Source organism: Flocculibacter collagenilyticus, from assembly GCF_016469335.1.
In the GTDB taxonomy this organism is placed as follows: Bacteria; Pseudomonadota; Gammaproteobacteria; order Enterobacterales; family Alteromonadaceae; genus Flocculibacter; species Flocculibacter collagenilyticus.
The window spans coordinates 445,887-468,973 of the sequence record NZ_CP059888.1; the positions used below are offsets into that span (position 1 = coordinate 445,887).

Annotated in this window: 17 protein-coding genes; 9 read left to right on the top strand and 8 right to left on the bottom strand. The window is 40.0% G+C overall.

Annotated features, from left to right (window positions below):
• Positions 1-391: 391 nt before the first annotated feature.
• From purH to prmA, 4 genes are all read right to left on the bottom strand, one after another.
• Complete coding sequence (gene purH / locus HUU81_RS02010; RefSeq protein WP_199610612.1) at positions 392-1,981, bottom strand: bifunctional phosphoribosylaminoimidazolecarboxamide formyltransferase/IMP cyclohydrolase; 1,590 nt, start codon at positions 1,979-1,981, stop codon at positions 392-394.
• Between the two features lie 120 nt (positions 1,982-2,101).
• Positions 2,102-2,395, bottom strand: coding sequence for a DNA-binding transcriptional regulator Fis (gene fis / locus HUU81_RS02015; RefSeq protein WP_199610613.1), 294 nt, complete (start codon positions 2,393-2,395; stop codon positions 2,102-2,104).
• An 18-nt stretch (positions 2,396-2,413) separates the two neighbouring features.
• Positions 2,414-3,388 (bottom strand): tRNA dihydrouridine synthase DusB, encoded by a 975-nt coding sequence (gene dusB, locus HUU81_RS02020; RefSeq protein WP_199610614.1) that lies wholly within the window; start codon positions 3,386-3,388, stop codon positions 2,414-2,416.
• Between the two features lie 403 nt (positions 3,389-3,791).
• The gene (gene prmA / locus HUU81_RS02025; protein WP_199610615.1) at positions 3,792-4,682 is read right to left on the bottom strand and encodes a 50S ribosomal protein L11 methyltransferase; all 891 of its coding nucleotides are present in this window, start codon (positions 4,680-4,682) and stop codon (positions 3,792-3,794) included.
• Positions 4,683-4,888: 206 nt separating this feature from the next.
• Here prmA and HUU81_RS02030 point away from each other — a divergent pair, with 206 nt between their 5' ends.
• The 3 genes from HUU81_RS02030 (at position 4,889) to HUU81_RS02040 (ending at position 9,914) form a co-directional block, all read left to right on the top strand.
• Complete coding sequence (locus tag HUU81_RS02030) at positions 4,889-5,446, top strand: TFIIB-type zinc ribbon-containing protein (RefSeq protein WP_199610616.1); 558 nt, start codon at positions 4,889-4,891, stop codon at positions 5,444-5,446.
• Between the two features lie 257 nt (positions 5,447-5,703).
• A complete protein-coding gene (locus tag HUU81_RS02035) occupies positions 5,704-7,026 on the top strand; it encodes a glycerophosphodiester phosphodiesterase family protein (RefSeq protein WP_199610617.1) in 1,323 nt (440 codons plus the stop codon).
• Between the two features lie 209 nt (positions 7,027-7,235).
• Complete coding sequence (locus HUU81_RS02040; RefSeq protein ID WP_199610618.1) at positions 7,236-9,914, top strand: zinc-dependent metalloprotease; 2,679 nt, start codon at positions 7,236-7,238, stop codon at positions 9,912-9,914.
• Positions 9,915-9,997: 83 nt separating this feature from the next.
• Here HUU81_RS02040 and HUU81_RS02045 read toward each other — a convergent pair whose 3' ends face one another.
• The 4 genes from HUU81_RS02045 to HUU81_RS02060 form a co-directional block, all read right to left on the bottom strand.
• Positions 9,998-10,963: a hypothetical protein gene (locus HUU81_RS02045; RefSeq protein ID WP_199610619.1), complete on the bottom strand. Its 966-nt coding sequence runs from the start codon at positions 10,961-10,963 to the stop codon at positions 9,998-10,000.
• Positions 10,948-11,751 carry a glycoside hydrolase family 25 protein gene (locus HUU81_RS02050; RefSeq protein ID WP_199610620.1) on the bottom strand — a complete coding sequence of 268 codons (804 nt, stop codon included), beginning with the start codon at positions 11,749-11,751 and terminating at the stop codon, positions 10,948-10,950. Before HUU81_RS02050 ends, HUU81_RS02045 begins: the two co-directional genes overlap by 16 nt.
• 87 nt (positions 11,752-11,838) lie before the next feature.
• Entirely contained in the window at positions 11,839-13,116 is a 1,278-nt protein-coding gene (locus tag HUU81_RS02055; RefSeq protein ID WP_199610621.1) for a hypothetical protein, read from the bottom strand.
• On the bottom strand, positions 13,117-15,750 hold the full coding sequence (locus HUU81_RS02060; protein WP_199610622.1) for a hypothetical protein: 2,634 nt from the start codon (positions 15,748-15,750) through the stop codon (positions 13,117-13,119). It abuts the gene before it with no gap.
• Between the two features lie 416 nt (positions 15,751-16,166).
• Between HUU81_RS02060 and HUU81_RS02065 the strand changes: the two genes are divergently transcribed.
• The 6 genes from HUU81_RS02065 (at position 16,167) to HUU81_RS02090 (ending at position 23,085) form a co-directional block, all read left to right on the top strand.
• The gene (locus HUU81_RS02065; protein WP_199610623.1) at positions 16,167-17,516 is read left to right on the top strand and encodes a hypothetical protein; all 1,350 of its coding nucleotides are present in this window, start codon (positions 16,167-16,169) and stop codon (positions 17,514-17,516) included.
• 275 nt (positions 17,517-17,791) lie between these two features.
• Positions 17,792-17,962 carry a hypothetical protein gene (locus tag HUU81_RS02070; protein WP_199610624.1) on the top strand — a complete coding sequence of 57 codons (171 nt, stop codon included), beginning with the start codon at positions 17,792-17,794 and terminating at the stop codon, positions 17,960-17,962.
• Positions 17,963-18,504: 542 nt separating this feature from the next.
• A complete protein-coding gene (lexA, locus tag HUU81_RS02075) occupies positions 18,505-19,122 on the top strand; it encodes a transcriptional repressor LexA (RefSeq protein WP_199610625.1) in 618 nt (205 codons plus the stop codon).
• Positions 19,123-19,801: 679 nt separating this feature from the next.
• Positions 19,802-20,911, top strand: a complete 1,110-nt coding sequence (gene coxB, locus HUU81_RS02080) for a cytochrome c oxidase subunit II (RefSeq protein ID WP_199611934.1) — start codon at positions 19,802-19,804, stop codon at positions 20,909-20,911.
• Between the two features lie 4 nt (positions 20,912-20,915).
• Complete coding sequence (gene ctaD / locus HUU81_RS02085; protein WP_199610626.1) at positions 20,916-22,505, top strand: cytochrome c oxidase subunit I; 1,590 nt, start codon at positions 20,916-20,918, stop codon at positions 22,503-22,505.
• A 10-nt stretch (positions 22,506-22,515) separates the two neighbouring features.
• Positions 22,516-23,085 (top strand): cytochrome c oxidase assembly protein, encoded by a 570-nt coding sequence (locus HUU81_RS02090; RefSeq protein WP_199610627.1) that lies wholly within the window; start codon positions 22,516-22,518, stop codon positions 23,083-23,085.
• Positions 23,086-23,087 lie beyond the last annotated feature (2 nt).

The following is a 23,087-nucleotide window of genomic DNA, read 5'->3' on the forward strand; positions in this document are numbered from 1 at the left end:
TTTAAAATGAGGTTGGGTCTACATTTATTCTAAACAACTATTCTTACTTACGCACGAATAAGTTGGCTTACTAATGCGTAAGTATTAAATAACCTGAACTCTGGATAAGCAGTACCGCTCAAAACCGTTATTTTTGCACTTCTCTGCGTTAGTTTTACTTGCACTAGCTAGCTATTGACGCGTAAAACTGCCTTGATAAGCACTAAAACTAACTATTTTGAGCTAAAAATATGAATTTAGATTAATATCATATAGTTGCAGTACTCGTTATCCAAAGTTCAGGTTAAATAGCCACTTAGAAACTGTGTGTATGAATGTTATGCAACAACGTTATGCAACACCGCATACAAAAAAGCCAGCACTGGGCTGGCTCAATCTAAACGGATTGTCATTAGTGTTTAAAGTGGCGCATGCCAGTAAATACCATCGCCATGCCAGCTTCATCAGCGGCGGCAATCACTTCTTCGTCACGCATTGAGCCACCCGGCTGGATAACCGCAGTAATGCCTGCTTCTGCTGCTGCATCAATGCCATCTCTAAATGGGAAGAATGCATCAGACGCCATGACAGATCCTTTCACCTGCAGGTTTTCATCTGCTGCTTTAATGCCAGCAATTTTTGCGCTGTATACACGGCTCATTTGTCCTGCGCCAACACCAATTGTCATGCCGTCTTTAGCATAAACAATCGCGTTTGATTTAACAAACTTCGCTACTTTCCAGCAAAACATTAAATCTTTTAATTCTTGCTCGGTAGGCTTGCGCTTTGAAACAACCGTTAATTCATTGATAGCGACCATGCCTTGATCTCTATCTTGTACTAAAACCCCACCGTTAACACGCTTAATGTCGTGTTGCTTAGTTTGGTTATGCCACTGCCCACACTCTAATAGTCGCACATTAGGTTTAGCAGATACGATTTGTGCCGCGGCAGGGGTGATTTCTGGAGCGATAATCACTTCAACAAATTGGCGCGCAATAATGGCTTCTGCAGTATCAGCATCTAACGTGCGGTTAAAGGCAATGATGCCGCCAAACGCTGAGGTAGGATCTGTTTTATAAGCGCGGTCGTATGCCGTTAAAATGTCATCAGCAGTGGCAACACCACATGGGTTAGCATGCTTCACAATTACACATGCTGGTTCTTCATACGCTTTAACGCACTCTAGGGCTGCATCGGTATCAGCAATATTATTAAACGATAACGCTTTACCTTGCAGTTGTGAGGCAGTCGCCACAGAGGCTTCCTCAATATCATTTTCCACATAAAATGCGGCTTGCTGGTGGCTGTTTTCACCATAACGCATATCTTGTTTTTTCTTAAATTGCATATTGATAGTGCGCGGAAACGGCGATTGAGGGAATTCTTCCGCGTTTTCACTGTAATCAGTTACCATAGTGCCAAAGTGGTTTGCAATCATACCGTCGTATTGTGCGGTATGTTCAAATGCGGCAACGGCTAAATCAAAGCGAGTTGGGCCAGTTGTTGAGCCATATTCGTTTAATTCCGCTAAAACACGATCGTAGTCGTGTGCATTAACGATAATCGTTACATCTTTATGATTTTTTGCTGCAGCGCGCACCATCGTAGGGCCGCCAATATCAATATTTTCTATCGCATCTTCAAGACTGCAATCAGGGTTTGCAACGGTTTGCTTAAATGGATATAAGTTTACGACTACTAAATCAATACCGCCTATTTCATGTTCAGCCATGACCGCTTCGTCTTGACCGCGACGGGCTAAGATCCCACCATGAATTTTAGGGTGCAGTGTTTTTACTCGACCATCCATAATTTCAGGATGACCCGTATAATTAGATACTTCAATAACATTAAGGCCGTTTTCAGCTAGTAGCTTAGCCGTGCCACCGGTTGATAAAATTTCTACACCTTTGTTTGCTAGTGCGCGAGCAAAGTCAACAATTCCAGTTTTGTCAGAAACGCTAATGAGTGCGCGTTTAATAGGGCGATGTGTATCCATTGTATTGTTATTACCTCAGTTCAAAAAGAGTAAAATTGGTATTAGATTTTTCAATGTACAAATTTAAACTTACAAAAAGCGAAAAAGCACCCAAGGGTGCTTTTTCGTTGTGTTATATGATTAGTTCATACCGTATCTTTTTAGCTTCTTGCGAAGTGTGCCACGGTTGATGCCTAATAATATTGAAGCGCGAGTTTGATTACCGCGTGTATACTTCATTACTTCTTCAAGTAACGGTGCTTCTAATTCAGAAAGTACCAAGTCATATACATCTTCTACGTCTTGACCGTTAAGTTGTTGCAAGTAGTTTGCAACGGCTTTTTGTACAGCGTTGCGAAGCGGCTGAGGCTTTTCTTGCGTCTGAACGTTAGCGTTTGTAATGAAAGGAGAAGAAGGCACGTTTTGATCAAACATCGTTTATTATCTCTTATATCAATTGATTAATGCTATAGAATCGAAATACATATTTAATGCATCAAGTTGGTTTTCACCTTCTTCAATGGCATTAAATGTACTGCGAAACTGACCCTCAGGGTCTTGCTCTTTTAAATACCAAGTGACGTGTTTTCTTGCAATCCTTGGACCCATCACGTCACCGTAAAACTGATGCAAGTTAGTTACATGCGTCAGCAAAATTGTTTTGACCTCAGTCAGCGCTGGAGGTGGTAGTAGTTCGCCCGTTTTTAAATAATGGTCAATCTCTTTAAATATCCAAGGGCGACCTTGTGCGGCACGGCCAATCATTACCGCATCAGCACCAGTATAATCCAGCACATATTTTGCTTTTTCAGGTGAATCAATATCGCCATTTGCAACAACAGGAATAGACACATTCTGCTTAATCGCTTTAATGGTGTCGTATTCAGCAAACCCTTTGTACATGCAAGCACGCGTACGGCCATGCACGGCTAAGCTTTGTATGCCATTGTGTTCTGCTATTTTTGCAATTTCGATACCGTTTTTATTATCAGTATCCCAACCAGTCCTAATTTTAAGCGTAACTGGTACAGATACTGCGTTAACAACGGTTTTGACAATATCTTCAACTAACGCTGGATGCTGCAATAATGCAGACCCTGCTAGCTTTTTATTTACTTTTTTAGCCGGACAACCCATATTAATATCGATAATTTGCGCACCGTTATCGACATTATGTTGTGCTGCTTGTGCCATTAACTCGGGATCACTACCTGCAATCTGAACTGAACGAATACCGGTTTCTCCAGAGTGATTCATGCGGTGCATAGACTTTTCGGTTTTCCAAACCTTAGGATTCGACGACAGCATTTCAGATACTGCTAAGCCTGCACCTAATTGTCTTGCCATTTGACGAAAAGGACGATCGGTAATGCCCGCCATTGGCGCGCACATTACATTATTGTCGAGAACGTATGAACCTATCTGCACAACTGGTTAAAAAAGTATCACCGTTAAAAAAGGGCGCTAAGTTTAAGGATTTTTCAGCAAAAATCCAAGGTTATTATTTAAACAAAGTGAACTTTTTTTCACTTTTTAATATTGACATTCTATAACTAGCCCAAAGTGAACAAAAAATGTGCTTAGCGCCTCGGATGATACTATGAATAGTGGCTTGTTCTTAATTTGGGTATGACCGTATTCTAAGCGCTTTGCAATATTCAAAAAGTGTAACTTGGCAAAGGTACAGAGTGAGATTTATACAAAAAGTTCAAAAATTAATAGGCAAGACGTTTATCAAGTACAAAATAAGAGGAGGTGATGTTTGTTGTGATTACCGTAACAGCAATCACACTGGCAAAACAATTCGCCAATGTGATTAAGGAAAAGATGATTAGGCTTTTTTTCCTGAAACGCGCGCCCATTCATCCTTTATTTTATCGTCGGCTAAACTGCCATATTGCTGATACACGCTTCTTATATTATTTATTTGGCTATCTAAAATACCAGATAATACATATTCTCCCTGCGGCTTTAAGTAGGCCATTATGACATCAGACAAACTAATGAGTGGTTCTGCCAGAATATTCGCAACAACAATGTCGGCTTCTAAGCTAGGTTGGTTGGCTGGTAGATATAACTCAATTTGCCCCTCAACCCCATTTCGTTTTGCATTTTCTTTACTGGCTTCAATCGCTTGTGGATCAATATCAATACCAATCACTCGCTTTGCACCTAACTTTAATGCTGCAATACCTAAAATTCCCGAACCACAACCAAAGTCCACTACGGTTTTATCGGTTAAATCTAATTGTTCTAACCATTCTAAACATAATGCAGTAGTAGCATGAGTGCCCGTACCAAACGCCAAGCCGGGATCTAGCATTACATTAACCGCATTCGGATCAGGAATGTCGCGCCAGCTTGGACAAATCCACAAACGCTCGCCAAATTTTATAGGATGAAAATTATCCATCCACTCACGTTCCCAATCTTTATCTTCTAATTGCTCTACTTTATAAACGAATTGGTCATCGCCAAACTGTTGAATTACGGGTTGTGCTTGCAGATAGTCAACCACAGCTTGCATATTCGTTTCTGCGTCGAACAAGCCAATAACAACCGTATTAGCCCAATATACAACTTCGCCAATTTTCGGTTCAAAGATGGGAGTATCTTTAGCGTCCATAAATGTAACTGCTTGTGCTTCCATATCTGAAAGCGCATCACCTATTTGCTCGGCAGTAGTTTCAGTAGCATTAACGCGAATTTGAATCCAAGGCATTTGTTATCCCAAAGTATTAACTATAAATGTATAAGCAAAAGACAATGCTTATTGAATGAAACCGATTTTAGCTGAGGTAACCTGTAGATGGAAATCTATATATGAAGCAGTCCTAATAAAATGAGATTGAATCGATAAAATTAGATAAAGTTCATAAATAATTTAAGTTAAACTTATTAACTCTTAAGATGATAAGGATTTGAGACATGAAATGTACTAGTTGCAATAATGGAATATTGGCTCCGAGCTTTATTGAAGGGCTATTTAGAGCGCATACGTGCACCTCATGCTCGGGAAACTGGGTCTTAATTGAAGACTATGTGGCATGGCGCGAGCGAAATGCTGACTATGAGTTTGCTGAACATATTACCTTTGAAGAAGCGGAAATATTAGAGAGTAAAAAAGCGTTAATATGCCCAGTTTCAAGAACAATCATGCGTAAATTTAGAATATCAGCAGCCAATGAACACCGTATAGATTACAGTACCAGCGTTGGTGGTATTTGGCTAGATAAGGGGGAATGGGAGCTACTAAAAAGCGAAGGGTTAGCTGGAAGTTTAAATGCCGTAGTGACTCAGCATTGGCAAAATAAAATCAGGCAAGAAAGCACAAAAGAAAACTTTTCTGCGATCTATAAAGATAAGTTTGGTGAAGAAATTTACTCACAAATTAAGCAAATGAGAGAGTGGCTAAATGAACAGCCACAAAAAGCGGATTTAAGAGCCTATCTAGTAGCTGAAGACCCTTATTCAGCGGAAAAATAAATTAGTGTAATGTAATAGCGTAACGACAGACGTGTACAGTCACCTATTGAAGTGGCTGTATGGTCACTCGTCTAGTTTATCTATTTATGCTCCAATTTAAGCTCAGGCAGTGGTGTCTTTCGTGCTGAGCTATAACCCATCAGTACTAAAGTGTAAAAAATCTGAAATAAAACTGCTTTGCTAACGTAATACTTACGTCATAAAAGCGTCTCACTTGCTCACTAAAGTAGTCAAAAAATTTTAGGAGCAGCGTAGCTATGAATAAGTTAATACGTTTTATACAAATGGTAGGGCTAAGTACACTATTTATTTTGTCAGGATGTAATTCAGACAATAAAACAACGACGAATACACTAACCAGCAATACGAATCCCGTTACGGACACAGCTAGCACGTTAACCAGTGACAATAAACAAGATGTTCAAGTAGGTATTCGCCCTTACTTTTTGATAGATGACATGCAAGATAGCGATTTAAAAACAAGCTTGGAAGAATGTAAGGACGGTCCTTTTTATAAAACAGACTTTTCAATTGGCCATCGTGGTGCTGCTATGCAATACCCTGAGCATACCAAAGAGTCCTATATTGCTGCGGCGAGAATGGGGGCGGGTATTGTTGAGTGTGACGTTACTTTTACACAAGACAAAGAACTAGTGTGTCGTCATTCGCAATGTGATTTACATACAACTACTAATATTCTTGCTATCCCTGAATTAGCCGCTAAATGTAGTGTGCCATTTACTCCTGCCGATCCAGTTAACGGTATAGCCGCAACTGCAAAGTGTTGTACGAGCGATATTACTGTGGAAGAGTTTTTAACGCTACAAGGGAAAATGGACGGTGCTAACCCTAACGCTACAACTGTAGAAGAGTATTTACAAGGTACTCCTAATTGGCGAACTGACTTATATTCATCAAGTGGAACACTAATGACTCACGCACAAAGCATAGAGTTATTTAAATCATTGAATGTAAAAATGACTCCTGAGCTTAAATCGCCAGCAGTTACCATGCCATTTGATGGGTTTAGTCAGCAGCAATACGCGCAAAAGATGCTTGATGAATACGTGAATGCACAAGTTCCAGCTAGCGACGTGTTTCCGCAGTCTTTTAATCTTGAAGATGTAAAGTACTGGATAAACAATGCGCCAGACTTTGCTGCGCAAAGTGTGTATTTAGACGGTCGATATGACCAAGCAGGATTTGACCCACAAAACCAAGCAACGTGGCAACCAAGTATGCATGAATTGGTGGCTGATGGCGTAAAAATTATTGCTCCGCCACTATGGATGCTAGTAACACTAGGTTCAGATAACGAAATGGTGCCTTCAGCATATGCAGTTGCTGCAAAAGAGGCAGGTTTAGACATTATTACATGGACGCTGGAGCGTTCAGGCACCTTGAAAAATGGCGGCGGCTGGTATTATCAATCGGTAAAAGACATTACTGATAATGACGGCGACGCATTTGAACTGTTGGACGTGCTTGCAAAAGAAGTGGGTGTCATTGGCGTATTTAGTGACTGGCCAGGTACGGTAAGCTATTACGCAAGCTGTAAAGGGTTCGATAAAAGTAAATAGGATAGAAGCATTGTAAGCTAAGCATTTTTAAGCATTAGCTTACAAAGTTAAGCATGATTATTAATATTTTGAAACGATTTAATTGCCTCAGAATTTGGCTTTTGCGGTTAATTTTGTTTTGATGTCTGCTACGGGAACTATAAGGCCTAATTTCTTCCCTGGATCTAGGCTACAAAAATATAATTAGATAGAAAATCGTAGGTATTAAAATGAAAGGAAATTCTCCAACGCTAACGTTATTGGCAGCTTCAGTAGCTTTAGCTTTATCACTCGGTGCTCAACCTGCATTTGCAGCGTCAAAAGCGACACCACAAGAAAGTGAAGAAAAGCCAACTGAGCAAGTTGAGTTAGCTAAAGATGATGTAGAAAACGAAGACGCAAAAGACGACAAGAAGAAAGAAAAAAAGAAAAAATCTATTGCTGATCTAACCAAAGACAGCATAGTACATGACGGACTGTTTACTGTTTATCAGAGTAAAAAAGACGGTTCGTTAATGATGAAAGTAACGAAAGAACAAATGGATAAAGAGTTTATTCATTTTATGCAAAACCTAGACGGTCTTGCAGAGTTCCGTCATTTCCGTGGTGGTTACCGCGGCGCTAACATTTATTCATTCAATCGTCATTTTGACAAAGTAGAAATTCGCGCTGAAAACACGTCTTTCCATTTCGATGAAAATAGTCCTTTAGCACGCTCAAAAGACGCAAATATTAACCGCCCAATTTTAGCAAGCGTAAAAGTTGAAGCAGAAGATGAAGCAACGGGCGACGTGCTTATCAAAGCAGACAAAATCTTCTTAACTGAAAGCCTACGTCAAATTAAAGCGTCTAAAAACCCGAAAGATAAGCCGGGTAAAAAACATCAATTAGGTAAACTTAGTAAAGATAAAACTAAGTACGTTAGTATTCATAACTACCCTCAAAACACTGACTTAGAAATTGAATACGTGTACGACAACCCTGCGCCAGTTCGTCCTAGCAACAGAGGCATTTCAAATGGTGATTTTGCATTTACCGACGACCGTAGCATTGCATTAAAAGTACGCCATAGCTTTATTGCTGTGCCAGAAAATAGCTTCAAGCCTCGTTTTGATGACCCACGTGTCGGGTACTTTACTCAAATTAAACATGATATGACGAGCAGCGATGATGCAACACCGTACCGTGATGTAATTAATCGCTGGAACCTAGAAAAGAAAGATCCAAATGCGGCGTTATCAGAGCCAGTTGAACCGATTGTGTGGTGGATTGAAAACACAACGCCAATGGAGTTCAGAGAGATTATTAAAGACGCTACCTTAGCGTGGAATAGCTCTTTTGAAAAAGCAGGGTTTAAAAATGCGGTACAAGTAAAAGTACAGCCAGACGACGCTGAGTGGGATGCGGGCGACATTCGTTATAACGTAATGCGCTGGACATCATCACCACGTGCAGTATTTAGTGGTTACGGTCCTAGTTTTGCTAACCCTCGTACCGGTCAGCTTTTAGGGGCTGATATCATGCTCGAGTTTGCTGGCTTTACCCGCCGTCTAGATGCATATAAAGCATTTGATGTAAGTGCAGCAGATGCTGAGCATGTAGAGCACGACGCTGACGATGCAATGATGATGGATCACAGTGCGCTGTATGAGTCTGCATTGTTCGGACAATACGCGATGCTTGCAATGGATGCAAATGACGCTGACAGAGAGCGTTTTACGAAAGAGTTTTTATACTACTTAGTATTACATGAAGTGGGACATACACTAGGTCTAAACCACAACATGAAAGCAACTCAGTTGCTTGATGACGAAGAAGTGCATGACAAGAGCATTACTGACAAGCATGGCTTACAAGGTTCAGTAATGGATTACCCAAGTATTAACTTCGCGCCTAAAGGTGTTGAGCAAGGTGCGTACTACACATCTAAGCCAGGTGCGTACGATGATTGGGCCATTGAATTTGGTTATGCGCCAGCGTTAACTGATATGACAGCAGAAAAGCAACGCATTGATAAGTTGTTAGCACGTTCTACTGAGCCTGCACTTACCTTTGGTAACGATGCTGATGATATGCGTTCACCGGGTAAAGGTATTGACCCGCGTGTAATGATTTATGATATGTCTAGCGATGCAGTAAGCTACGCTGAAGATCGTTTGAACCTCGTTAATAGCTTAATGAAAGATTTAAAAACGCGCTTTAGCGATGAAAATGAATCGTATCAGGCCTTAACGAACGCCTTCGTAACATTACAACGTGAATATGCACGTAATGCGCAAGTTGTTTCTCGTTATATTGGTGGTGTTTATGTAGACCGTGGTTTTGTTGGTCAAGAAGGGGCGAAACGTCCATTTACGCCAGTTGAAAAAGCTAAGCAAAAGCAAGCAATGGATGTACTTAATGCGCATTTATTTGCACCTGATGCATTTGAAATGAATGAAGATTTAATCAGTCATTTACAGCAGCAGCGTCGTGGTTTCTACTTCTTCGGTAAAACAGAAGATCCTAAGCTACACGATATGGTACTTAGCTCGCAAAAAGCTGTGATGGCGCATTTATTACATCCAAATGTATTAAAGCGTATTCAAGATTCTAGCCTATACGGTAACGAATACTCGCTTGCAGACATGATGGGCGATTTAACAGAAGGTGTATTTAAAGCGGATGCTAAATCTAACGTTAACTCGTTCCGCCAAAACTTACAGCGCATGTACGTTGAAAAGTTAGCTGGCATGCTTAAAGCGAAGAAAACGGATGGTGGCAAACACGCTGCACAAGCACTAGCACGTTACAACTTAAAGAAAATTAAGACCATGTTACGTACTAAACGCAATAATGCAGAGAGTATTGCTCATAAAGAGCAGCTAGACTATATGATTACTAAGGCGCTTGATCCTAAAGCGAGTTAATCATACCAATACAACCAATGTTTAATGTTTGATAAAGCGCACTTCATATGGAGTGCGCTTTTTTAATGGTCGATGAGTAGATCTTAACGGTAAGAGGGATGTTCGGTAGGAGCTCTTTTCTTATACTGCTTTTTGGGAAGTATAGAGCCAAGTCCAAACTGGAATAGCCACAGAATCATTAATGGTAAAATAACCACTTCTAATACTTCTGCTGCAATATGTTTATAGATGCTTTGATGCATAGTAGAAACATGCTGATTAATACTGTGACGATTCGCATCAAAAATCTTCAATGCGTGCTCGGCACTATTCTTAAGAGAAAGCTCTTTGTTGTTCGCTTGCTGATAGTCAAACAGCTCGTTATGCTGATTTAAGCCGTGATTCACTTGTTGCGATATAGGATGGGTAATTGCATTTGAAATGATGGAAGTTAGTGTGATCGAAAGCGGTAGCGCAATAAATAACAACGCGAATAATAACGTAGCAGCGCGTAAAAACTTATACACTTGCATAGCTAATTTAGCTTTTAATAGGCGCAATGTTTCATAGCCTAGCCACACTATTGTGAGAAAAAGTAGGTAATTCTCAAATATCCGTTCTACTAACCCAACCACTATTTTTGTGATCATGAGTACCGACAAACTTTGCAATGAAAACGACCACGCGTAATCAAGTAGTTCTTTTAGTGGCTCTACAATTCTACCTAATTGCACTTCAGCTTCGATAAAAAATGACACGCCACCTTGGCTACTTTCTACAACAGATAAGCCCGCTTTTGCAGTACTAATTAATAAGAACGTATCTTGGGCAGCGGTTTCTGAAGTATTAAGAAATTGAGTAGCTTGTTGAGTAATATAATCTCTGCCTAATGCGTTAAGTATATTGTCGGTTATATGTAAGAAACTTAGCACAACTATTAGCAATGCAAGTAAGGCTCTTATTTTTTGCCAAGTTGGCTGTGAACGTATACGTTGGATAATACTTTGCTGTTGGTGCGGTAAGTCGCCCGATGACGTATGTTCAGTGTGTTCAGTTACTGCTTGCTGCATGATAGCGCCTCCAATGCTTGTGTCGACGATGAAAAGTAACTGAGATCGACAGGGCTATTTATGCCATGAACTTTGCCTTTACTGGAATACTGCCAAAACAACCATGAACTCCAGCCATCCGGGATTCGAGGTTTTACACTGTATTCTGCAAGCCAAAGTGCATATTCGCCAAACTCATGATCGTTTAATTGGCTCCAAAAGCCGGGAGAGGTGTAAATAATAGGCTTGCACATTGTTGTTTCACTGACATGCGATAAAAACAGTTTTAGCTCATCTATTACCTGTTTAGCACTTACATTTTCGAATGCTTCAATATCAATAACAGGAGGTAACTCCCCAAAGTCGTGCTGAGTCGTCGATAGAAAGTGCTTGGCTTGCTGCTGTGCATCTAAAGACGGATCAAAGTAATGATATACACCTCGTTTAATACCCGCTTTTTTCGTTTGATGCCAGTTGTGGTGATATTGCTTATCAATGGTGTGAATGCCTTGAGTCGCCTTCACAAAAGCAAAGTGTACGCCAGTACTTGCTACTTTATGCCAGTCTACTTTGCCTTGGTAGTGTGATACATCAATGCCTTTTAAATAGTCCTCGGAAGAGTGAATAGGCTGTTCTTTTTGGAGCATATTTTTACTAATTTCATGATTATTGATGGTGATTTTTGTGTTGTTAGGGGATGCAGCCACCTTACCCGCATGTAAGGTGACGCATAATGCGAGTACTCCCCATGCTTTTGTATTTTTATTAGTGAAAGCGAAAGTGTGCTTAATTTTTTGAAATTCGGTCATTATATTTTCCAGCTTGCCCTTACATGTTTTTGTGTGCTTTACATGATTTGTTGAGGTTATGTTGTGCCATCTTTGTGATATATCGCATTACTTTGCTTTCTTGATTAGCCACTCTTCAAACGTGCCAATCTCCTTCATCAATGTAATAGACTGGTTATTACCTCTATTTGAAAGATAGTTATGCCACTGGCTTGATAAAAAGCTAACAGGCTCGTTCAATAACACATCGCGTTTTGTATTAGGTTCATCTTTATTGACTAAGGTGAATAATTCCCAACCTTTTTGCGCGTTCATCATTTGCGCAGAGTCGCCATTTTTATCACCACGAGCAGAAATGTAGTTATGCCAAGCTTGTGAACAAATAGCGATGGGATCACCAAATTTTATTGGGCTGGTATCGTGAATATTGTTGGGGTTTACAAGTACAAATTTTTCCCATGGTCCCGCTTTGCTCATACTGCCAACTTGGCTATGATCGTCCTTGCCGCGCGCTGACAAGTAACCTTTATGTTGCAGGTTATATAAGTTAACAGGGGAATTAAACGCTAATTGTGCTTGCTGGTATTGTGCTAACGCGTGCTGGGCGGCATTAATACTCTTGGTGTCTTTTACTATCGCCACTGGCTGTACCGTTTGTTGCGCTGTTTTTTCTGCGCTTGAAATTAATGTATTAACGTCTTTACCAATTCCTTCACCAATATTGACCGCAAAGTCAGCAATATTTTGCAGCTCTTTCTCAATGGCTTTTTGAGCCACTTTTTCAAACTTCACTAGGTCTTTAAAATCGATATGCAATGATAAGGTTTTACTTTGCCCTGCAATGAGTAGCTTCAGTTTTAAATTAAATTCAGCACCTTGCATCGCACTTAAATGGGTATCAATATGCGCACTTTTTATTTGTACGGGTACTTTGCTGGTTAGATTTATCCATTGTTGCAGTCCATTTAACGTTAACTGAGTGACCGAGTTAACCGCTGACAATTGACCTTTGGCAATACTCAAACCCGTTAACGCGGTTTGTTTAGATATATTCAGTGCGGTGTTTTCAGCTTTTAATGCTTCAATTTCCGACCAAACTTTCGCGATTTCTGCCGCTGCCGCTGCTTTTTTTATCGTGGTGTTTGCTGTTTTTTCAGCTTCTTTTGCTGCTTGTTCAGCAACTTTAGCCGCCTCTTTTGCCGTGTTGGATGCTACTTTAGCAACGTCATTAGCAGTGTGTACTACCGTATTTGCAGCATCATTAGCGGTATTGGTTACTGTATGTGATACCGTATTGGCTGCACTAGTTGCTGTGTGAGACACATCCGATGCTGTTTTTTTGGCGGCATGACTAACCGTTTTAACCGCTTTTGAAAACCAACTCATTTATAACCCCTTAGCCAATTGTGACAGCTGCTTTTGTAGTTTTTTTATTTTTGCGTTATTCGCTTTGATGTTGTTATCAATCTTTTTAACGTCTGCTTGGCATTGGGTGACGTCTTTCATGGCTTGGTTTAATCCTTTATTGGCTTCTTTTGCGGCATCCTTTAAAGCGTGATTAATATTTTTCGCGATTTTGTCGAATTCGCCACTTTCAATATCAATGGCCACTTTCATGTCGCTTTCTAATAATGAAGAGGAGTCAACACTTGCTGCAATACTGGCTTTCATCACGTTGTAAATATTTGTCGTCACATCAAATCGTGAATGCTGATCGCTAATGCTGATATCGGCATTTGCGCGCAGTACATTTTCGATAGAAATTAAACCAGACAGCGTGAAATGCGGATTGCTTTTCAGTGTTGAAAGCTGCACAAGTGGTCCTGTTTTATTGTCATTACTGGCAACGCGAACAATATTCTTGATATGTAGTGGCTTGTTGATGTTGGCATCAAATGAAAAGCCTTGTGTTGGATCAAGCTCAACATCGGTGGTGGCGGTAGTACCTAAAATATTTAACTGACCGGCAAATTTATAATCTGCTTTAAAGGTTTTATCGCCAATTTTTACATCGGTGGGTGCTATGTACAGTTCAATATTAGATAAACCAATTTCAGACAGCGTTTGCTCTAATTCAGTCGGTAGCGCTATTGTATTGTGGCAGAAGGTTTGGGTGAGCTCTTTTAACGTTAACTCTGAAAGGGAACCCGCAAGCATACTATTGGCAGGATTAGCTGCATTAAATAGCACGTTTAAATCGCCTGAGACTTGATCAATTTGGAAGCTACCAGATAACCCAACAGTAGGTAGTCCCTCAAAGCTAATTCCGACCACAATGGTTGGCTCGGTAATGACTACGGTTGCCGGTATGCCAAACACATCATGCCAAGATAAACTGCCAAGATATTCAGCGGTTAAGTTAGCCCCATTAGCTGATACATCAAAGTCGCTTTCTATTTGTATGGTATGCGAGTCAACCTTAAACTCGACCATAGCACCAAGTCCAAGGTAAGGTGAGCCTGCTATCAAGCCCATTTTTAATGCAGGCGCATGTAGCTTTAATCCATCAATATTTAACGCATCAATATCTAAAGAAGCGGCTAACTCCATAGCAAGCGGTGAGGTGCTCACGCTAATTTCTGTTGCCAATGGCGGTAAGTTAGATAGTTTAAATAATTTCGTTACATTACTTAATGCGCCCTGATTAGGGTTTAAATGTGAGTAGAAGGCCATGCCTTTATGGATACCAACCGGCAGTTTAGCGGCATTGGTATTGGTAATAGAAAAAGAGTGGTTATCTGGAAATGCATTGGCCACCTGAAATGTAGGATCGTCTGCATCAGAAATAACCAATACATTTTGTTCTAATGAAAGTGCATCTAATACATTTGGAAAACCAGAGAAGTTGGATAACTTAAATGAGTTTGAAGTGTTAGGTAAATCAAAAATAGCAATAACGTGATTGGGATCAGATTGGTTGGCGTCATGCTTGATCACTAAATATAAAGTACCAAACGTTGGTACGGTACAACAAAGATAAAATGCAGACTGTTTCGCTTGTTGCTCAATGATTACCTGAATATTTTCTAATGTTGGATTGAATCCGCCGTTAACTAACGCTTGAATTTCAGTACTGTGGCCTGCTAATTCTGTGAGCAAGGATTTAAAACTAATTTTAGGAATAGTACCAGATATATTCACTGCTCCCGGGATGGTTAAAGCAAAGTCAAACTTGGCCCCCGCAAGCGTAGTATTACCGGTTAATGAACCTGTGGTTGTGTCTTGCTCATGGGTTAATGCCAAGTGTGTTACATCTAAAGATAAACTGGTGATACCTAATGGCAGTGTCCAGTTAACACTGGTATCTGCGGTAAAGTTAAAGCTGTGTAGTAATGGTTGGGCTGTTAGGGTGGCGGAATTCAGGTTAAATGAGGTTGGTAGCCCGCTTGGTAATGATAATGCGTGCCCGGAAAGCTGAGTAGTCAGTGTGCTTAAGTCAAATGTTACAGGTTCAATACTCGTAATGTTAAGTTGGGTGCCTGCTTTGTCACTGGCGTCAGATAAGGTTGCTGCCACTGAAAATACCGCGCCACATATTGCAGTTGTGCCACTTACCGCTAACGCGACGATATTGTCGCTGGTAGGGTTATGGCAAAGTACCTGTACCACTAAATTGCTTAATGCGATATTTGGCTGAGATACCTGCCACGTATGCGGAGTATGCAAAGCAAAGGTGACATTTAACAGCGTTATTGATGAAGATTTTTTATCAATATTGCAAGTGGCTGTAAGCGTTAATAAAGATATTTCAGCATTAGTTAGTGAGCTAGGTAATTGCGAACTAAACGTTTTACCAACCTGTGTTTCAATATATTGGCTAAGATTGCGAGTAGATAACGCATCGCCAGTTAATTTACCTACCAGCTCAATCTCGCTACTGCCATCTGTGGGAATTGTGCCCGATACGGCCAAATTGGTGTTATCAAAGAGTGCAACATTACATTCAATAGACACTTTTTTTTGCTCAAGCGCTTGCTTAATCAGTGTTTGTAGCTGTGAATTCAGAGACGCTAAATCCATTACTTTGTCCTTTGCTTTACGCAGTTTTTTTATTTTTGAAAGTAAGCCTTCATATATTAGCAATATACGGGCTTAGATAATGTTAGTTAATCAGAAAACTAAACGTATTCATTTCCCCATGTTTGAGTGGTGCCATCATAGTCAAGGCTGGGGATCCGAACAATATCAATTATTTAAAACAAATTCAGAAAGAATATAAATGGTAGGAGGTGTAAGTATAATTTTGGCTCTAAAAAGTAACATTGTTTAGCATTATAACGGTCAAACAACTTGAACACTGAAAAAGGCCGTCTATATATTACTTACAGTCATTACGCCTAAATGGCATTAGCGAAGCCATTATTAACAATTTACACAGAAAAAATAGATGCACGCCAACCGTGCTTACTACAGGTGCAAGAGAGGATAATATAAAAATGTTTCAATATATAAAGTTCATTTTACTGACCTGTTCAATACTGATGTTAACCGCATGTGCGCAAACTAAAAAACCGGTGACAACCTATCCACACAGTAATATAGAAATTAAATATGCCATTCGACATTTTGAGGCAGATGTTGTGCAGTCGATTGAGAAATTTAAAAATGGTTATCTTAGTCAAGAACAGATTGAATCTGCTGCAAAAAAAAGATTTATTTATCTATTGAAAGAAAATAACCTTTTAGCAAGTGATACCGACGTTAACGTTGTCGACTTGGATATTTTTATCGACTATGAACGTCGGTTTGTAGGTGATGCGACCCCGTTTCCTATGGAAAAATTAGTGCCTCCAATAATCTCTCTGCACGAAGCGAGTTATTTAGGTGATATTGCCATTCGCAAAAGTATCACTACTGGTTTGACGCTAAAAGATAAATTCGGCGGACTTCTCACTGAAAAGCGAGAGTTAGAAATAGCGACGGTAAACGCTATAGCCAACATGTTATTTAAGCGCTTAAAAAAAGTAAATCAGTATGACCGAAACGCTTTCGCAGCAATGACCGCTGGAATGACCGAGAAACAAATTGAGCAAAAGCGGCGATATACACCTCTCCAAACACCTACTAAAGCTAAGCCTCCTGGGTTAACTTCAGAACAATACATACCACAAGATCGTATTCAGCAGTATTTAACACAGTTGAATGAAGGAAACAGAGAAGAACGTCTGAATTTATATAAGAAACTCATTGAAGAATGGATCAACAGCTACTCACTTTACGACAAAATTAACACCATTGTGTTAAATAATCATGAGAGTACAAATTCAGACACCATTGAAGAGGTTATATGGGCTACTAAGGCGCTGGCTTATTCAGGTTTAGAGCGGTACCGGTCTACGTTAAACACTATTATGAAAAGCAATGCGTCAGATAAGTTGAAAGGTTACGTAGAGGATTATCTTGAGGCGATGACGGTTCGCGCTAAGCAGGCTAAAGTCGTACACGATACTTCCACAATGTACCCCAATTTAGACTGGCAAACTAATCAACTGCTAAATATGTTAAATAGTAGTGATGATGATCTTCGGGGCAGCGCAGTACGAAACATCTACAGACAACACCTTAATAATACGCGATTGCTGGATGAAATTAGCGAAATCCTTAGCATAGAAGCCACGATTCCACGCAACAGATATATGAAGTTCTCTGATTTTTATGCTTGGGGCTGTCGCGTTCTTGGGAGCTCTGGCAATATAAAATACAAAGCACTTTTAGAAGATTTATCTAAAAATGGGCACACCCCCAAAGTGCGTAAATTCGCAGAAAAATTCGCAGATGAATTATAAGAACACTTATTTGTATTAGTTCAGATTTGTATTAGGTCAGACAAGATCTGACACATCAACATTGAAAACGTGAGAGTTACCCGTTTTATAAAGGTGCTGAATCTTTAAATCAAAACAAACTAAGAGGTAACTCTCATGCTTCATGCTGAGGCAGTCCTTAGCTATAGGAAAGTGTTTTAGCATAGTACTATATAAGAAAGGGGTCCTTGTTATTTTCATAAACCTAGTCTAATACAGTATAAGTATTGGATAAGGTTAGGGTTTATGTGTGATTTATGAAAATAGATAAGAATCAGAAATCAGGTGGGTACTTGCTTATTGCATGCGGTGCCGCTTTTGCTACAGCGGCTGTCTTCAGTGAGCAGTTATCATTTTTTGGGATTGCAGCGATGTTTATCTTATTAGGCATTGCATTTATATTGAAACATAATAACGCTAATACTTAACTTGTATAGCCGTTCAACATGCAGGCGCAGCGTTGTTGATTGCGCCTCTTCTCCTAGCATAGTAAAAAGCCATTTAGTTTTCTTAGGCTCAAAGATGCCAGCCTGTTGCTAAAAATACATTTTAGCGATTGAGTTATCGCAATTAAGAGCCATTTATTCATGGTTAACATGGCGATAGGATGAGGAAAATGTATGAGTTAAGCACGATTGAAAATATAATTTTCTGCTTTGGGCTTTTGTTATTTGCCTTGTTAATTTACGGATTGATGAGACTAGTACGCTGGGCTAAGCGCATGCCAAAAGGCGCATTTCTACTACTTACTATTTTTCCACTTATATCAATTTTTTCTATTCCCCCTCCTGTATTTAAAAAGGTCAACACGCCCTAAACAAGAGCTGCGAAAAAGAAGATGAGGGTGATCCCCCTGAAGATGAATAACTTCGAAGAAAAGATAATTACGCATCAATGTAATAAACTCTTTGCCATCTATCATTAACTGTATATACTCACAGTATCAATGTACTGTATGGAATAACAGCGTATGCGCCCATTAACGCCGAGGCAGTCGGAAATACTGCAGCTTATTAAAGATAAAATTCATGCTACAGGCATGCCGCCAACACGAGCAGAAATTGCGAAAACGCTAGGGTTTAAATCCGCTAACGCTGCGGAAGAGCATTTAAAAGCGTTAGCAAAAAAAGGCTTTATTGAGATTATTCCGGGAACATCACGCGGTATCCGCCTTGTTGAAGATGATACATTTGAAGAAGAAGGGTTACCGCTAATTGGTCAAGTGGCAGCGGGTTCACCTATTTTAGCGCAAGAACATGTTGAAGCGCATTATAAGGTTGATCCTCATTTATTTAAGCCTAACGCTGATTACTTACTACGTGTTAATGGTATGAGTATGAAAGACATAGGTATCATGGATGGCGATTTACTTGCGGTTAAAAAAGCGGAAGTGGCCGAAAACGGGCAAGTGGTCGTTGCAAGAGTAGAAGACGATGTAACGGTTAAGCGTCTTGAAAAGAAAGGCGACAAAGTGCTGCTTCACGCTGAAAACGATGAGTTTGATACCATTGTTGTAGACTTAACTTATCAACCGTTTGCAATTGAAGGACTAGCTGTTGGCGTTATTCGAAATGCAGACTGGTTTTAAGCTTCTCTAACGATTTATTTTCTATTAAAAAATGTCCAACATTAAAATAGCTAGCTAAATGCAGTTGGCTATTTTTCATTTTTATACTACCCACACCTTTTCATAAATTAGGCTTGCGCTAGCTAGTGGTAAAATTGTCGTAAGTGAAAAATTTATTTAAACCTGCATCGTACGTCCTTTCTTAGTTTGCTCATGATATGCACAAAATTTTTATAATTTTTTTCAAATAACTGTAGATTATTTGTCTGATTTGTTTAATTCTAATACACAATTCGATTAAAAAACTATCAAGAGACTTAGTTTAATCGATACGTAACATAAAGATAATAATAAGTATTTCGAAAATACTAATCTAAAATCTTAGAGTCATAATCAGCAAACGAGATGGTTGAGGCGTGCGCTAAGTCAAACCATTACGTGGAGAACGGGAAATAATAAAAATAGCACCGTTAGTACTGTGAGATGTTTACAAATATGGTGTTCTTTTTTATTTAAATTACTTCTTAATTGCTGCCTCTGAGGTGTTAGCAAGTGCGAGCTGTTCGAAATATAACAATAATAATTGAGCGGAATCGTCGCACAGGTTAAGTAGTACAGTGCATTTCGATCTGCTTTTTGCTTTAGCAAAAGACAGAGGAGAAGTCACGTGACCATATTGAGTTGTCGTCGCTGGTGGATCATGCTTGCGTTCTTGGCAGGTAACGTTACTGCGGAAGAGTTACCTTTAAATATGACTAAAGGTGTGACCGCAATTAGTGAACAAGTATACGGATTACACATGACCATTTTTTGGATTTGTTGTGTAATTGGTCTTGCCGTGTTTGGTGTGATGTTTTGGTCTATTTACCACCATCGTAAATCTAAAGGTGCAGTGCCTGCACAATTCCATGAAAATACAAAAGTTGAAATTGTATGGACAGCAATTCCATTTTTTATTTTGGTAGGTATGGCTATTCCGGCAACACTTACATTAATGGCGATGGAAGATACCAGCAAAGCTGATGTCAGCATTCAGGTTACTGGCTCGCAATGGAAATGGCACTACAAGTATTTAGATAGTGGTGTTGAGTTTTATAGCTTAATGGCTACTCCTAAAAGTGAGATTGCAAACAAACGGCAAAAAGGCAAAAACTACTTGCTTGAAGTTGACCGCCCCCTTGTTATTCCTACCAATAAAAAAGTGCGTTTTTTAATTACTTCTGATGACGTTATTCATAGCTGGTGGGTGCCAGACTTTGCGGTGAAAAAAGACGCAAATCCCGGGTTTATTAATGAAGCGTGGACCGAGGTAAATGAACCAGGGATTTATCGTGGTCAATGTGCTGAGTTATGCGGAAAAGATCATGGCTTCATGCCAGTTGTCGTTATTGCAAAAGCCCCTGCTGAATATGAGAAGTGGCTCAACGAAACTAAATTAGTGCAACAAAAAGCCAAAGAAGAAGAACAAAAATTATTGGCGATGAATATGTCTCAGGATGAGTTAATGGCAGTGGGTGAAAAAGTATATAACACCAGCTGTGCGGCATGTCACCAACCTAATGGGCAAGGTATACCAGGAGTCTTTCCAGGTATTAAAAATAGCCCAATTGCTACAGGCGAATTAGATGCGCACATTGACATTGTTGTAAATGGTAAGGGTGGAACCGCAATGCAAGCATTTGGTAAGCAGCTAAGTTTAAAAGAGTTAGCGGGAGTAATTACTTACCAACGTAACGCGTGGGGTAATGATATGGGTGACAGCGTGCAAGCTGCGCAAGTATATAAACTATTAAGCGGTCAACAGGAGTAAGGACATGACAGTAGCAACTGAACACGCGCATCAAGATCATGATGACCACCACCACAAACCAACAGGAATAAAACGTTGGTTATATACCACTAACCATAAAGACATAGGAACCCTGTACCTGTGGTTCTCATTTATTATGTTTTTAATTGGTGGCGCCATGGCGATGGTGATCCGCCTTGAGTTATTCCAACCCGGTTTACAAGTTGTAGAGCCAGACTTCTTTAACCAAATGACCACAGTACACGGCCTGATTATGGTATTTGGAGCAGTAATGCCTGCGTTTACTGGTTTGGCAAACTGGATGATCCCAATGATGATTGGTGCGCCAGATATGGCACTACCAAGAATGAATAACTGGAGCTTTTGGATTTTACCGTTTGCCTTTTTAATCTTGTTATCTTCATTATTTATGGAAGGCGGTGGCCCTAACTTTGGTTGGACCTTCTATGCACCTCTGTCTACTACATATAGTAATGACTCAACGGCATTTTTTGTCTTTTCGGTGCATATCATGGGTATTTCATCCATTATGGGCGCAATTAACGTTATTGTGACTATATTTAACTTGCGTGCACCGGGCATGACCTTTATGAAAATGCCTCTGTTCGTTTGGACATGGTTAATTACTGCTTTTTTACTCATCGCCGTTATGCCAGTACTGGCGGGCGCTGTGACAATGGTGTTAACAGATAAGTATTTTGCTACTTCTTTCTTTGATGCCGCAGGTGGTGGCGACCCGGTAATGTTCCAGCATATTTTCTGGTTCTTTGGCCATCCTGAAGTGTACATCATGATTTTGCCTGCATTTGGCATTATTTCGACGATTGTACCAACCTTTTCACGTAAGAAATTGTTTGGGTATGCATCCATGGTTTATGCAACGTCATCCATTGCGTTACTCTCTTTTATCGTGTGGGCGCACCACATGTTTACAACAGGGATGCCGTTAGCTGGCGAGCTGTTCTTTATGTATTGCACTATGCTGATATCGGTACCCACAGGTGTAAAAGTGTTTAACTGGGTGGCAACAATGTGGCGCGGCGCAATGACATTTGAAGTGCCTATGCTATTTTCTTTGGCCTTCATAGTGTTGTTTACCATTGGTGGATTATCAGGGCTAATGCTGGCAATTACTCCGGTAGACTTCCAATATCATGACACCTACTTTGTGGTGGCGCACTTCCATTACGTGCTGGTTACAGGGGCGGTATTCTCAATTATGGCGGGAGCCTATTATTGGCTACCAAAGTGGACAGGAAATATGTTCGACGAGTCACTTGCTAAATGGCATTTCTGGTGTTCATTAATTTCAGTAAACGTATTGTTCTTCCCAATGCACTTTGTAGGGCTTGCTGGCATGCCGCGACGCATACCTGATTACGCGCTTCAATTTGCCGACTTCAATGCCATTATTAGTATTGGCGGCTTTGCATTTGGCTTATCTCAGCTCATTTTCTTAGCTGTGGTGCTTAAGTGCATTAAAGGTGGCGAGCAGTCACCCGCTAAATCATGGGAAGGTGCGGAAGGTTTAGAGTGGGAGGTTGCATCGCCAGCACCGTATCATACTTTCACTACACCACCTGAAATAAAGTAAGGAGTAGGTTATGACACAAGACGCAAATACAAAGCTCGTTAAAAAGTTAGTGTTAATTACGATTGGGATGTTTGGCTTTGGTTTTGCCTTAGTCCCTTTGTATGACGTGTTTTGTGACATAACTGGTTTAAATGGGAAAACTTCGACTATTGCTGCTAATGCAGCTGATGCGAAGCTAAATACATCAAGACAAATAGAAGTGCAATTTATTGCGAGAAACCATCAGGGTATACCTTGGCAGTTTTCACCTAAAATTAATAAGGTGGATGTTCATCCCGGTGAAATCAAACAAGTTGATTTTTTTGCACATAATTTGTCGAGTAAAAACATTGTAGGGCAAGCAGTTCCGTCTGTTTCGCCCGGCATTGCTGCGGGCTATTTTAATAAAATTGAGTGTTTTTGTTTCTTTCAACAGCCTTTATTGGCTGGTGATGAGACGCTAATGCCACTTAAGTTTTATATAGACGCCGACATACCAGACTCAATTCATACCATCACACTGTCTTATACCTTATACGATATTACTGATAGTTTGGAAAAAGATGAGTCTGAACAATTATTTGCAAACTTAGGGAAGTAAAC